At 62.2% G+C, this 13,731-nt stretch carries 13 protein-coding genes and 1 pseudogene; 6 read left to right on the forward strand and 8 right to left on the reverse strand.

From position 1 onward, the window contains the following. Positions 1–69: 69 nt before the first annotated feature. The 3 genes from phaR to BKY26_RS00305 form a co-directional block, all read right to left on the reverse strand. Entirely contained in the window at positions 70–624 is a 555-nt protein-coding gene (gene phaR / locus BKY26_RS00295; RefSeq protein ID WP_071688402.1) for a polyhydroxyalkanoate synthesis repressor PhaR, read from the reverse strand. Positions 625–801: 177 nt separating this feature from the next. After that, entirely contained in the window at positions 802–1,245 is a 444-nt protein-coding gene (locus tag BKY26_RS00300) for a Phasin (RefSeq protein ID WP_071688403.1), read from the reverse strand. A 136-nt stretch (positions 1,246–1,381) separates the two neighbouring features. Beyond that, on the reverse strand, positions 1,382–3,193 hold the full coding sequence (locus tag BKY26_RS00305) for a PHA/PHB synthase family protein (protein WP_071688404.1): 1,812 nt from the start codon (positions 3,191–3,193) through the stop codon (positions 1,382–1,384). A gap of 127 nt (positions 3,194–3,320) precedes the next feature. Between BKY26_RS00305 and phaZ the strand changes: the two genes are divergently transcribed. Together phaZ and BKY26_RS00315 are read left to right on the forward strand one after the other, a co-directional pair. Beyond that, complete coding sequence (gene phaZ / locus BKY26_RS00310; protein ID WP_071688405.1) at positions 3,321–4,595, forward strand: polyhydroxyalkanoate depolymerase; 1,275 nt, start codon at positions 3,321–3,323, stop codon at positions 4,593–4,595. 4 nt (positions 4,596–4,599) lie between these two features. After that, positions 4,600–5,157: a DUF6151 family protein gene (locus BKY26_RS00315; protein ID WP_071688406.1), complete on the forward strand. Its 558-nt coding sequence runs from the start codon at positions 4,600–4,602 to the stop codon at positions 5,155–5,157. A 3-nt stretch (positions 5,158–5,160) separates the two neighbouring features. Here the strand turns inward: BKY26_RS00315 and BKY26_RS00320 are convergent, their stop codons facing one another. From BKY26_RS00320 to BKY26_RS00335, 4 genes are all read right to left on the reverse strand, one after another. Further along, complete coding sequence (locus tag BKY26_RS00320) at positions 5,161–5,853, reverse strand: alpha/beta fold hydrolase (protein WP_071688407.1); 693 nt, start codon at positions 5,851–5,853, stop codon at positions 5,161–5,163. A gap of 24 nt (positions 5,854–5,877) precedes the next feature. After that, complete coding sequence (locus tag BKY26_RS00325) at positions 5,878–6,468, reverse strand: hypothetical protein (RefSeq protein ID WP_071688408.1); 591 nt, start codon at positions 6,466–6,468, stop codon at positions 5,878–5,880. 92 nt (positions 6,469–6,560) lie between these two features. Further along, complete coding sequence (locus BKY26_RS00330) at positions 6,561–7,544, reverse strand: alpha/beta hydrolase (RefSeq protein ID WP_071688409.1); 984 nt, start codon at positions 7,542–7,544, stop codon at positions 6,561–6,563. Beyond that, positions 7,537–8,283: an alpha/beta hydrolase gene (locus BKY26_RS00335; RefSeq protein ID WP_071688410.1), complete on the reverse strand. Its 747-nt coding sequence runs from the start codon at positions 8,281–8,283 to the stop codon at positions 7,537–7,539. The genes BKY26_RS00330 and BKY26_RS00335 overlap by 8 nt, the downstream gene beginning before the upstream one ends. 308 nt (positions 8,284–8,591) lie before the next feature. Here BKY26_RS00335 and thrS point away from each other — a divergent pair, with 308 nt between their 5' ends. Both thrS and BKY26_RS00345 read left to right on the forward strand, forming a co-directional pair. Then, positions 8,592–10,571, forward strand: coding sequence for a threonine--tRNA ligase (thrS, locus tag BKY26_RS00340; protein WP_071688411.1), 1,980 nt, complete (start codon positions 8,592–8,594; stop codon positions 10,569–10,571). A 102-nt stretch (positions 10,572–10,673) separates the two neighbouring features. Beyond that, positions 10,674–11,741: an NAD-dependent epimerase/dehydratase family protein gene (locus BKY26_RS00345; protein WP_071688412.1), complete on the forward strand. Its 1,068-nt coding sequence runs from the start codon at positions 10,674–10,676 to the stop codon at positions 11,739–11,741. A gap of 4 nt (positions 11,742–11,745) precedes the next feature. On the opposite strand, the gene BKY26_RS00350 is transcribed toward BKY26_RS00345, so the two are convergent. Then, on the reverse strand, positions 11,746–12,114 hold the full coding sequence (locus BKY26_RS00350) for a hypothetical protein (RefSeq protein ID WP_071688413.1): 369 nt from the start codon (positions 12,112–12,114) through the stop codon (positions 11,746–11,748). A 352-nt stretch (positions 12,115–12,466) separates the two neighbouring features. Here BKY26_RS00350 and BKY26_RS20555 point away from each other — a divergent pair. Both BKY26_RS20555 and bufB read left to right on the forward strand, forming a co-directional pair. Continuing rightward, a pseudogene (locus BKY26_RS20555) lies at positions 12,467–12,778 on the forward strand (BufA1 family periplasmic bufferin-type metallophore); the annotation flags it as partial. Between the two features lie 140 nt (positions 12,779–12,918). Then, positions 12,919–13,731: MNIO family bufferin maturase (gene bufB / locus BKY26_RS00360; protein ID WP_071688415.1), on the forward strand; the 813-nt coding region annotated here is incomplete at its 3' end.

Here is a 13,731-nt window from a genome sequence, read left to right on the forward strand (position 1 = left end):
ATTTTTCCGGAAAAATCTTCCGGCTTTCGCGCCTGAAGGATTTTCGGGAAAATCCTTCTTCGGCGCGGATCACAGCTTGGACAGTTTCGACTGAAGTTCGGCCAGTTGTTTCTTGATCTCTGAAAGCTCGTCCCCGGCCTCTTCGCTGCCCTCGTCCTCTGACGCGGCAGGCCCCGACCACTGGCCGGACATGCCGCCGGTCATGGCCTTCATGAAGGCCTCTTGCTGCGCGCGCATCGCCTCGAAGCCAGGCATGCTGGCCATCGGGTTCAGCGCGGTCATGTTCTCGACCATTTTTGACTGTCCGTCCCGCAGCATCTCGAAAGACATGGCCAGAAACTCCGGCACGACGCTCTGCGCCTGCGTGGTGTAGCTGCGCACCAGATCGGTCAGCACGCCGATGGGCAGCACGCTTTCACCGCGGCTTTCATGTTCGGCGATGATCTGCAGCAGGTATTGCCGGGTCAGATCGTCGCCCGATTTCAGATCGACGATCTTCACCTCGCGGCCTTCGCGAATGAAGCCTGCGATATCTTCCAGCGTCACATAGTCCGACGTCTCGGTATTGTAGAGCCTGCGGCTGGCATAGCGCTTGATCAGCAACGGTGCATTCGTGTCAGCCATAGCCAACTCCCTTATCCTTCACACTGCATTGCAGCATGGAGAGCCTAGTCCTTTGTGCACAAAAAGCAATCACCTGACCGCACAAAAGAAAAGGACGGGCCCGGGGTGCGGGTCCGTCCTTCTGGAATTCGCGCGGAGTGGGAGGAAATCCGGGCGAAATCAGGGCTGTCTGGCGCCTCAGGCGGCAGCAGCTTTCTTAGCAGCGGTGGTCACCTCGGCGGTGGCTTTCTTGACGGCTGCGGTGGCTTCTTCCGAAGCTTCCTTGCCGGCGGCCATCATCAGCTCGACGGTTTCCATCTGCACTTTCTTGGCAACCTCGGCGAAGGCGGCCAGGGTTTCGGCGGTCATTTCAGCCTGAGCCGATGCGAAATCGGTCATCGACTTGGTGTAGGCGGTCGGCTCGTCCTTGACCTTTGCAACATCGCCAAGCTTGGCCAGGGTGTCCTTGGTCCACTGGGTCGAGATCTCGGTCGACTTTTCGGCGGCTTCCAGAGCAACCTTGGAGAACTTCTCGCCCATTGCGGCGGAAGATTTGAAGGCATCGTTGTAGGCGGTCATGTCAACGGGGAAAGCAGCCATTGCTTCGTTGATGTATTTGGTGAAATCGTTGGTCTTGGCCATGGGTCTGTCTCCTGTTTGTCCAGCTCGGGGACGGTAGGGTTTGAATTCTGCGTCTGCGAAAGAATATGCATGCTGCAGCGCAGCAAATCAAGTCTTTTTCTGCACCGCAGCAAAATATTCGCAAACCCCTTGGAAATCAGCCCTTTGTCGTCACCAGAACATAGGTTCCAGGCGCATCGCCAAGCGTTTCATGGCCCGACTCACCCGGTTCGCGGGCGGAAACCTGCGCCCCTGACCGGCGTTGCAACCACTCTTCCCAAACCGGCCACCACGAGCCCTCATGGAATTCCGCGCCTTCCAGCCACTCGTCCGCGGTGCCTTTGACCTTGGGGTTCAGGAAGTGGCCGTATTTCTTCTTGGAGGGCGGGTTGATGATGCCGGCGATATGCCCCGACTCGGACATGATGAAGGTCTTGTCGCGGCTGCCGAACTGCGAAAAACCGCGATAGCAGTTCTTCCACGGCGCAATGTGGTCGGTCTTGGTGCCGACGGAACAGACCGGCAGCTTGATGTCGCGGATGCTGACCGTTTCGCCCAGAATCTTGAAGCCTCCCTCGGCCAGTTCATTGCCCTGGCAAAGCTGGCGCAGGTACTGTTTGACCATCCGGCCGGGCAGGTTGGTGCTGTCGCCATTCCAGTAGAGCAGGTCGAAGGCGGGCGGTGCTTCGCCCATCATGTAGCTGCGCACGGCGGGGCCGTAGACCAGATCGTTCGACCGCAGGAAACTCATGGTCTTGGACATGAAGAAACTGTCGAGGATGCCCTTCTCGGTGACTTGCCGTTCGATCGCGTCGACGAAATCATCCTGCAGGAAGACGGTAAACTCCCCCTGATCGCTGAAATCGGTGAGCGTGGTGAAGAAGGTGGCCGATTTGATCGACTTGTCGCCGCGTTTTTGCAGCAGGGCCAGCGTCGCCGACAGGGTCGTGCCCGCGATGCAATAGCCAACGGCATTGACCTGTTTCTCTCCGGTGATCTCCTTGGCGACCTCGACCGCCTGAAGATACCCCTCCTCGATATAGTCCTCCAGCCCGACTTCGGCATAGCTGGCATCTGGGTTCACCCAGCTCACGACAAACAGCGTATAGCCCTGCTCGACGATCCAGCGGATCAGCGAGTTTTGGGGCTTGAGGTCCATGATGTAGAACTTGTTGATCCAGGGCGGGAAGATCACCAGCGGCGTGCGATAGACCGTGTCGGTCTTGGGCGCGTACTGGATTACCTCCATCATCCGGTTGCGGAACACGACCTTGCCTTCTGCGGTGCCGATGTTTTCACCTACCTTGAAGGCATTGGGGTCCGACAGGGTCGGCAGCAGCTCACCCTTGTTGGCCTCGATGTCGCGGACAAGGTTTTCCAGCCCGTCCACGAGGCTCTGCCCATCCGTGTCGATGGCCTTCTGCAGCGCGTCGGGATTGGTGGCGAGGTAATTCGTCGGCGCAAAGAGGTCGATGATCTGGCGGGAAAAGAACTCCACCCGGCTCTTTTCCTTCGGGGTCAGCCCCTCCAGCTCGGCCATGGATTGCTCGATGGCGTCGGAATTCAGTTCGTACTGTTTGCGCACGAAGCGGAAATAGGGATGTGTGCGCCACATCGGATTGGCAAATCGCTTGTCCTTCGGGGCATCGTCGTCTTCCGGCATTTCGAACTGCCCGGCAGCAAGCGCCTGCTGCGTTTCGATGAAATTTTCCACCGCCTTCGACCAATAGGCTACCTGATGGCCCATCAGCTTGGTGGGGTTTGTCAGCATCTCGTTGAACAGCGCCGACCCCGCTTTCACGTACAGATCCTGCCCCGGCCCGGACATGCCCGCGTCGGTTGTCAGGTCCTTCTGTCCGAGGGCGGCCACCATCCGTTTGGACAGCTCCTCCATCTTCGCGAGATTCGCATTGAGGCGTTCAAGATTGTCCCCCATGTCGCTGTCTCCTCCGTCTGCGTGCTGTGCCATGACTTGATTTTGCCCTCTCAATGCTGCATGTGCATATAAGCCTTGCCAGGGTGAGGGGGCAAAGCGACGAAATGATCCGGGTCCGACTGGACCGGTCGTTCCTCAGTTTTGCAGGAGTCACAGCGCGATGAAACATCTTCTTACTTACGACATGATGGAATCGATCCGTGTGACCAACCAGTGGCTCGGGTCCACCGCACGCGCGATGTGCGGCTACCCCCAGCTTGGGTTGATCCCGAATCCGATGATCAAACTGACCGCCGCCTGGGGCGAGGTCATGGAACGCAGCTTCGAACGGATGATCGCCAAGCCCGACTGGAACATCCATTCCATTCCCGGCGCCGATGGTCGCGACCATCTGGTCGATATCGAAACCGTGATGCCCCGCCCCTTTGGCGACCTGATCCGGTTCAAGGTGCAGGGCCGCGCGCCCACGGGCCGCAAGGTTCTGCTGGTTGCGCCGATGTCGGGCCACTACGCTACGCTGCTCCGCTCGACCGTTGTCAGCCTGCTGCCCGATTGTGACGTATACATCACCGATTGGCACAATGCGCGCGACATTCCGGTGTCGGAAGGCAAGTTCGATATCGAGGATTATACGCTCTACCTCGTTGATTTTCTGCGCGAAATGGGGCCAGATACCCATGTGATCGCAGTCTGTCAGCCTGCGCCCCTCGCGCTGGCCGCCACCGCCTATCTGGCCGAGGAAGACCCCGACGCACAGCCCCGCACCCTGACCCTGATCGGCGGCCCGATCGACCCCGATGCGGCCGCGACCGACGTCACCGATTTCGGCAACCGCATCACCATGGGCACGCTGGAACGCCATGTCGTTCAGCGCGTCGGCTTCAAGTACATGGGCGCGGGCCGGATGGTCTATCCTGGTCTTCAGCAGCTCAGCTCCTTCATGGCGATGAACGCGGAAAAGCACGCCAAGGCGTTCTCCAACCAGATCCTTGCCGTCGCCAAGGGCGAAGCCTCGGATCATGACAAGCACAACCGATTCTACGACGAATATCTCGCCGTGATGGACATGACGGCAGAATTTTACCTGTCGACCGTCGAACGCATCTTCAAAGGGCTGGAGATTGCACAGAATCGCTTCACCGTCGCGGGCAAGCAGGTCGATCTGGGCAAGATCACCACCGTCGCGGTCAAAACGGTCGAGGGCGGCAAGGACGATATCTCGGCCCCCGGTCAATGTGTCGCTGCGCTGCGGCTATGCACCGGCCTGCCGGAAGAGAAGAAGGCCAACTACCTGGAACCGAACGCCGGGCATTACGGCATCTTCGCCGGGAAAAGCTGGCGCACCAATATCCGCCCGCTGGTGCTGAACTTCATCGACGCCAATTGCGATGTTCCCAAGACCCCGGTCAGCGCCGTCACCACGGCCGCCGAATAGTCCCATGACGGCAGGCGCGGATATCTCCTTCGCCTGCCGCTGCGGCACCGTCACCGGCATCCTGCACGATGTGCGCCCGCAAGAGGGAACGCATGTCGTCTGCCACTGCAATTCCTGCGCCCGCGCGATGCAGCTTTCAGGTCTGGGCGACTCGGCTGCGGGCGGTGTCGATCTTTGGCAGACCACCCCGGACCGGATCGAGATCGTCACGGGCGCCGACCGGTTGATCCCGGTTCAGCTGTCGCCAAAGGGCCTGTTTCGCTGGACGGCGCAATGTTGCGATACGCCGATGATCAACACTTTCGGCTCCCCTGCGCTGCCCTTCGCGGGCATCCTGACGGGCAACCTGTCCGATCCCGCGCCACTTGGCCCTGTCATCGCCCATGGCTTCGTCACCGGTCCCAATGGCAAGCAGCGCCACCAGAATGGCGGCCGGGTCATCTGGCGCTTTGTGAAACGCACCCTCGCTGCAAAGCTTGGGCGTGCGGGCAAACAGACCCCGTTCTTCAACGCCGATGGCAGCCCGATCAATGCGCCGGTGCTTGCCCCGAGGGCGGATTAGAACTCAGACCCTCAGCATCCGATCCAGCAAATCGGTGACCTGCTCGGGCTGCTCCAGCATCGGCAGATGCCCCGCCTCCTCCAGCACCACCAACCGCCCTTGCGGCAGCAACCCGGCCATCACCTCGTGCCTGCGGGCTGGAAACAGACGATCATGCGCTCCGCAGACGACCAGCGTGGGAACTGGCAGGCGGCGCAGCGTTCCTTGCTGGTCCGGGCGGCGCTGCATCGCGCGGGATTGGGCGTGAAAGGCATCTGCTCCGGCCCGTTCCGCCATCTGCCGGACAGTATCCAGAACCCCGGCGCGACCGGCCCCGGGTGCCAAAGCCCCCGATGGCAGCGCCTCGGCCATCGCATCCGCAAGCCGACCCGCCCGCGCCCGCGCAATCATCGTATCGCGGGCCGCCGCGACGCCTGGCAATTCCGACAGCGCATCGGTCGAGATCAGCACCAGCCGCGTGACCCTGTCCGGCGCGAGGCGGGCCAGTTCCATCGCCACCATGCCGCCAAGGGAATGGCCGACCAACGCACAGCGCTGCGGCAATCCCTGCAAGGCGAGGCTGGCCATCTCGCGCACGGAATCGGACCCGGCAAGCGAGGCGATTTGAACCGGACGACCCATCGACAGGGCCTCGATCTGATGCCGGAACGCCCGCGCGTCAGCCATGAAACCCGGAATGAAAACAACAGGATCCATCGTTACAACTTCACTGAGCCGACCTTACCCGCCTTGTCCTCTGAGGGTCATGACGGTCTGCGCAGCATGCTGGGGCACCCCGACGCCCATTGCGGCCCAATGGCCGTCACAAAACCGGATCGCCTGTGCAAGGTTTTCCGCAAGACCGGTCCCCGACAGTTGCGCGACCCGCCGATCCCCGGCCCAAAGCTCGCTCGGCCCGCCCGCCAGCAGCGCCGTGATCAACGGATCGCCCATGGAGATCACCACCCCCCAATCGCCGACCATCTCGTTCCACTGGATCTGCGGAAACTGGTAGCCAAGCCCGCCGATGGAAAAGATCACGTCCGACCGGCGTCCGGCGTCCGGCTGGCTCCAATCAATGGGGCCAAGCGCTTCGGTCATCGAGACATGGATGATATAGGGGTCATAGGGGCCGCCGCCCTCACCATAGGACCAGTCCGCATCCTGATAGTGGCCCGCGCAATTGAAGCTGATCGGCCCGCCCTCTGTACCGGTTCCGGCAAAGAACCATCGTTGCTCGAAATTCGACCGCAGCCCCCAATCCTGCGCCATGGCAGGCCCGGCCAGCGCAAGTGCGGTCAGACCCGCAACAATCGGTTTGAGAAACCCCATGGAACACCCCTCTCTGAAATCACTTTCCGACAGAGTTGCAGAGCCCTTGTCTTTGGGCAACCGTTTTGCGAGGCCCAAGCGCGGCTGGCAGCTCAAGGGAGCGTTGCTTGAACCCATTCAAGAATGACGTCTGTCACCGGCCCGGTCATCGCGGGGCTGAGGATATCGCCCGCAATGACATGAAAAAACGGGTCCGCTCCTGTTTCCGGCAGGTCTTGCGGGGCCAAGGTCACCGCGCCGCCCCATCCGGCCAGAAAGTCGCGCGTGGCCGCAGCCGATACCACGCGGTCGTTGTCGGAGAAAACCGCCAGAACCGGGGCTGAAACGCCGCTGTAGTCGCGTGCCCTCGTTTCTCTCATCAGGGTGCCGAGGCTGGTCAACACCCCGGTGCCATAGCGCGTGGTCCAGTAACGCCCATGTCCCTCGTTCAGGGCGTCCCAGGCCCGTTCCTCGCCTGCCAGCAGCGGCACGATCCGGCGGGCGAAGGCCAGCTCGGTGATCACGGCAGAGCGGTTCATGACGCGGAAATTCGGCGACACCATCACCAGGCCCACCACATCGGCGGCCATGTCGGGCTCGGTCATGGCATAGCTGGCCAGCGTCGCGCCGGTCGACGTTCCGATGATCAGCACCCGTTCCCCCGCCGCGCGGGCCAGATCGAGGAACAGCGCCGCATCATTGGCCCACTGACTGGCCGTTGCCGCCGCCAGCGCATCCCCGCCGCGCCCATGCCCGGTCAGGCGCGCATAGATCAGGTTCGCGCCCAGCGCTTCGGCCACATTGTCGGGCACCGGGCGGATTTCTTCGGATGTGGCGGAGAAGCCATGCAGATAGAGGATCGAGAGCGGCGTCTGCATCTCGGGCTCACCGGCCCAGATCACCCGCGCCTCCACGCCCGGTGTGATGTCGTCGAACGCCGCCTCGCGCGCGGCCAGAACCTCGGCAATCCCCCTGCCCTCGATGGACACCGGCGCGCCACGTTCGATGCGTTCACGCGGGCCGAGGATCAGGAGACCACCGGCCAGCGCCACCACAGAGACAATGGTAAGGACCAGGCGTTTGAGCAACCTAAACATGGGTCAGCACATCCTCGATGGCCGTCTCGATCCGCGACAGGCAATAGTCGTCGGAAAAGCGGTGATCGGCCCCCTTCACCAGTTCCAGCCGGACATCGGGGCCTTCCACATGATCCAGCAGGCGCAAGGCAACGGACATGTCCACATCCTCATCCGCCGTGCCTTGCAACAGCCGCACGGGGGCATTGACGGTCAGGGGGCTGCGCAGGACCAGTTGATTGCGGCCATCTTCGATCATGCGTTTGGTGATGATGTAGGGCTCACCATAGTCCGAGGGCAGAGCGACCTGCCCCGTTTCGGCCATCTCTGCCTTCTGGGCATCAGACCAGCTGTCCCACATCCCGTCCTCGGTGAAGTCGGGCGCGGCGGCGATGCCCACCAGCCCCGCCACCAATTCCGGGTGCTTGCGGGCGAACAGCAGCGCCTGCCACCCGCCCATGGACGAACCAACGAGGATCTGCGGACCTTCGGTTAGGGTCAGGATCGCGGCCTCGGCATCCTCGGCCCAATCGCCGATACAGCCATCGGTGAAGGCGCCAGAGCTTTCGCCATGCCCCGAATAGTCGAACCGCAGGAAGGCGCGGCCGGTGCGCTTGGCCCAGGCCTCCAGATGCACCGCCTTGCTGCCCTGCATGTCGGATTTGAGCCCGCCCAGAAACACCACGCCCGGGCCCGTGCCAGAGCTTTGATGAAAGGCAATCCTGCGGCCCTGCTTGGTGGTCAGCGTTTGTGGGGTCATGTGGCGGCGTCCTCCCTGATCTTCCCCCCGGTTTTGCCTGCGGCGGGGAGATCGGACAAGTTTTTATGCGTAGCGCCCTTGGAAATGCGCGAAGGTAGACGGCATGACATTGCGCCAAGCAGGGGCCGCCCCTACCCCATTAACCTTAACAGACGGGGTTAAGGTTAATGCCACGGGAACGGGATCAAGCCGGGCGGGTGCATCCGCCCTTGACACAAGGCGCGTCTGACGTCACCTCTGCCCACCGAAACCATATACCCGCAACCGGGCGTTCCGTGGGCGCCAAACCGACGAGGAGCTTGTGCCAGATGGCCCAGATTTCCCTGACTTTCCCCGATGGCAATTCCCGTGACTACGCGGCTGGCGTGACGCCTGCCGATGTGGCCGCCGGCATTTCCAACTCGCTGGCCAAAAAGGCCATCTCCGCCACCGTGAACGGTGCCCATTGGGACCTGCAATGGCCGATCGAGCAAGACGCCTCCATCGCCATTCACACCATGCAGGACGACACGCAGGCGCTGGAGCTGATCCGCCATGACTGCGCCCATATCATGGCCCGCGCCGTGCAGGAGATCTGGCCCGACGTAAAGGTCACCATCGGCCCGGTGATTGAAAACGGCTGGTATTACGATTTCGACCGGGCGGAGCCGTTTACCCCCGAAGACCTCGGCCAGATCGAAGCCAAGATGCGCGAGATCATCAACCGCCGCGATCCGGTCACCACCGAGATCTGGGAGCGCGACCGCGCGGTCAAGTTCTACGCGGCCAATAACGAGCCCTACAAGGTGGAGCTGATCGAGGCCATTCCCGGCGACGAACCGCTGCGCATGTATTGGCACGGGCATTGGCAGGATCTCTGCCGTGGTCCGCATCTTCAGCATACCGGGCAGGTTCCGGCGGATGCGTTCAAACTGATGAGCGTCGCGGGCGCCTACTGGCGTGGCGACAGCAATCGCGCCATGCTGCAACGGATTTACGGCGTCGCTTTCCGCAACAAGAACGATCTCAAGGCGCATCTGACGATGCTGGAGGAGGCCGCCAAGCGCGACCACCGCAAGCTTGGCCGCGAGATGAACCTCTTTCACATGCAGGAAGAAGCGCCCGGTCAGGTCTTCTGGCATCCGGGCGGCTGGACGATCTACACCACGCTTCAGGACTATATGCGCCGCAAGCAGCGCGCCGGGGGCTACCGCGAGATCAACACGCCGCAGGTCGTGGACCGCAAGCTGTGGGAAGCCTCGGGCCACTGGGAAAAGTACCAGCATCACATGTTCATCGTCGAAGTGGATGAAAGCCGCGATGGCGAGAATGACGATGCCTCCGCCAAGAACCGCGCCGAAACGCGGATCAATGCGCTGAAGCCGATGAACTGCCCCTGTCACGTGCAGGTGTTCAACCAGGGCCAGAAAAGCTATCGCGATCTGCCGCTGCGGCTGGCGGAATTCGGGTCCTGCGCGCGGTTCGAACCCTCGGGCGCGCTGCACGGGATCATGCGGGTGCGGGGCTTTACCCAGGATGACGCGCATATCTTCTGCACCGAGGATCAGATCCAGGAGGAATGCGCGCGGTTCATCGACTTCCTCGCCAATGTCTATGAAGAGCTTGGCTTCCCCGAGTTTGAAATCCGCTTCGCCACCCGCCCCGAAAAGCGCGTCGGCAGCGATGAAAGCTGGGACTATGTCGAAGGCGCGCTGGAAAACGCGATCAAGGCCGTGGGCCGCGATTACACGCTGGAACCGGGCGACGGGGCGTTCTACGGGCCGAAGCTCGACTTCTACCTGACCGACGCCATTGGCCGGGTCTGGCAGTGCGGCACATTCCAGGTCGATCCGAACCTGCCCGAGCGGCTGGATGCGAACTACACCGGTGAGGACGGGGCCAAGCACCGGCCCTTCATGCTGCACCGCGCCTGCCTTGGGTCGTTCGAGCGGTTCATCGGCATTCTGATCGAGAACTGGGAAGGCAAGCTGCCCTTCTGGCTGGCCCCGCGTCAGGTGGTCGTGGCCTCCATCGTGTCCGAGGCGGATGACTATGTGCAGGAGGTCGTGGCAGCCCTGACCGCGCAGGGCGTGCGGGCCGAGGCCGATATCCGCAACGAGAAGATCAACTACAAGGTCCGCGAACATTCCGTGGGCAAGGTGCCGGTGATCCTCGCCATTGGCCGCAAGGAGGTGGAGGACCGCACCGTCACCGTCCGCCGCCTTGGGGAAAAGCAGACCTCGGTCCTGTCGCTGGACGAGGTGGTTGCAAGCCTCGCCGCCGATGCAATCGCGCCCGATCAACGCTGATCACAGCCCGATCTGACGACAAGGCCGGTCCCGACATGGGGCCGGCCTTTTCAGTTGATCCAGGTCATATCCCCCTGCGCGGCCCCGCGCTTAAGTCGGTGCATGACAGCGCCAACCAAATCCACGACCGCCCCAAAATCCATCCTCGTCACCGGCGGGGCAGGCTTTCTTGGGATCAACCTGATCCGATACCTGCTGGACCGGGGCCATTCCCTGCGCAGTTGGGACATTGCCCCCTTCACCTACCCCGAGGCGGACCGGATCGACGTTTTGCAGGGCGATATCCGCGACCTCGCGCTTCATGATCGCGCCTTCAAGGGCATCGACATCGTCATTCATTGCGCCGCAGCCCTGCCACTGGCCAGCGCAGAGGAAATTCATTCCACCAATGTGGACGGCACCCATATGCTGCTGTCATCTGCGCTGCGCAAAGGCATCCGCCGCTTTGTTCATATCTCCTCAACCGCCGTCTACGGCATCCCAGATCACCACCCGCTGGTGGAGGCTGACCCGATGCAGGGCGTGGGGCCTTACGGGGAATCGAAAGTGGCCGCGGAAAAGCTTTGCCGTCAGTTTCGCGCGGATGGGCTGATTCTGCCGGTGCTGAGACCCAAGAGTTTTGTCGGCCCGGAACGGCTCGGCGCGTTCGAACTGCTCTATGATTTCGCCTCGACCGGGCATAATTTCCCGGTCCTCGGATCGGGCCAGAACCGCTATCAGCTGCTGGATGTGGACGACCTGAACGAAGCGATCTGCCTGAGTGCATTTGGCGAGGCCCAGACCGTCAACGACACGTTCAACATTGGCGCGGCAGAGTTTGGCACCATGCGCGAAAGCTTTCAGGCGGTGCTGGACCGGGCAGGTTTTGGCAAACGCATCATCGGCTTTCCCGCCACCCCCGCCATCTGGACCCTGCGCGGGCTGGAGGCGGTGCATCTCTCGCCGCTCTATAAATGGATTTACGAGACCGCGTCGAAGGACAGTTTCGTCAGCATCGACCGCGCCCGAGAGAAACTGGGCTTCGTGCCGCGCCATTCCAATATCGACGCGCTGCTGCGCAACTTCGACTGGTATCTGGCGAACCGTGACCGGATCGCCAAGGGCGCGGGCGTGACCCACAGGGTGCCATGGAAACGCGGCGCTCTTTCGGTGCTGCGCGCGGTGCTGTAGCCCCTCAGAAGTGGCTCACTTCCTCATCCGGCCGCCCCGCCGCGATGGCCAGCAAACCACCCAGGCCGCAAAGGGCAATCGGGAACATGGTGAAGACGCCGAAGCCGAAGGCGTAGTACATGCCCGCCGCCGACAGCAGCAGGAAGATACCACCCCACAGCGCCCGTGCCCGCGCCATGGCCCCGCCTGCCAGCGCCAGAATGGGCGATATGATGCTCGCCGCCTTGATCAGATCGGGGTTGTCCACCTGTCTGGCGATATCCGGCACCTCGCCGAAATGGTCGATGAAGGTCACGTAACCATAGCCGAAGAACCCGACGATCATTCCCAGAATGCCACCGATGATTCCCAGAACGAGGGCTGCGTTGCGCATGAAGGCTCTCCGTTGGTTTCTTGCCTGTTCGGAGCCCGAGATAGGCACGATCTGCCAGACAGCCAAGCCCAAGGCACCACTTTCGGTTGAAACATTTCACCGACGGGACGAGGCGGCAGGCAGAAACCCGTCACCTTCCCGCCGGTGGAATCTTCCCCACAATTACATGATTTCATTCAATAATCACACCTTCCAACCCAACCGGCCCGCCTCACGCCACCCTGACAGAGGGTCACGCACGCGTGCTTGACGGGCCTGTGACTGGCCAGTGATCGACCCGGCGACTTACCACTTTCCCATCACCCGCTCGACGGGTGGGACACGGAAAATATCAGTTTTAGGGAGCTACCCCATGTCGACCCAAATCAAATCGCTGGCCCTGATGGGCGCCGTTGCCGCCGCACTTGGCGCCGTCACCACCACCTCTGCCTCCGCGCAGGCGATGGAGAAGTGCTACGGCGTGTCGCTGGCCGGTGAAAACGGCTGCGCCGCAGGCCCCGGCACCACCTGCGCCGGGTCCTCCACCATCGACTATCAGGGCAACGCCTGGACGCTGGTCCCCGCCGGCACCTGCGCCGAGATCGAGCTGCCCGATGGCCGCATGGGCGAATCCGAGGCCTCGCTGGAAGCCGACGGTTACATCGGTCTGGCCCGCGACCTTCCCGATGGTCTGGCCGAGGATGTTCTGGCCCAGTACCGCGACGTCTCGATGATGGAAGAAGAAATGGACAGCTGATCGCGCTGACCTTCACCCCCGGCCCTCAACGGGCCGGGGGGTTCTGCCAAAGACCCAAGGGACACGCCATGTACGACCTCGCGCAGGAAAACCGTCTGCCCCAACTTGCGGGCATCGGCTACAAGCCCCAGCATTTCCAATCCCTTATCAGCGCGCCCGGCGCGGTCAGTTGGCTGGAGATCCATGCCGAAAACTACATGGGTGACGGCGGCCGCCCGCTGGCGCAACTGCGCGCGCTCGCGGATCGCTTTCCGATCTCGGTGCATGGTGTCGGCCTCTCTATCGGTGGCGAAGGCCCGCTCGATCCCGATCACCTCGCCCGCCTCAAGCATCTCTGCGACTGGCTGAACCCCGCCAGTTTCTCGGAACATCTCGCCTGGTCCACCCATGGCGACCACTATCTGAACGACCTGCTGCCCCTGCCTTATACCGAGGCGACGCTGGCCCGCGTCGCAGACCACATCGACCAAGTGCAAGAGGTTCTGGGCCGTCCGATGCTGCTGGAAAACCCCTCCACCTATCTCGCCTTTGCCGAATCCACGATGGATGAGGTCACGTTTCTTTCGGAAATCGCAAAGCGCACTGGCTGCGGGCTGCTGCTGGATGTGAACAACGTCTTCGTCTCCGCCACCAACCAGAGCTGGGATCCGGTCGCCTATATCGACGCGTTCCCGCTGGCGCAGGTGGGGGAAATTCATCTGGGCGGCCATGACGAGGATGAGGATGACCATGGACAGCCCCTGCTGATCGACAGCCATGGGCGCGAAGTGGTCGATCCGGTCTGGACGCTCTACGCGCACACCATCGCGCGCGGCGGGGCAAAACCAACGCTGATTGAATGGGACAATAACGTGCCCGATTTCCCGGTACTGGCGGCCGAA

Origin of the sequence: Nioella sediminis (assembly GCF_001879695.1) — a bacterium.
Taxonomy (GTDB): Bacteria; Pseudomonadota; Alphaproteobacteria; order Rhodobacterales; family Rhodobacteraceae; genus Nioella; species Nioella sediminis.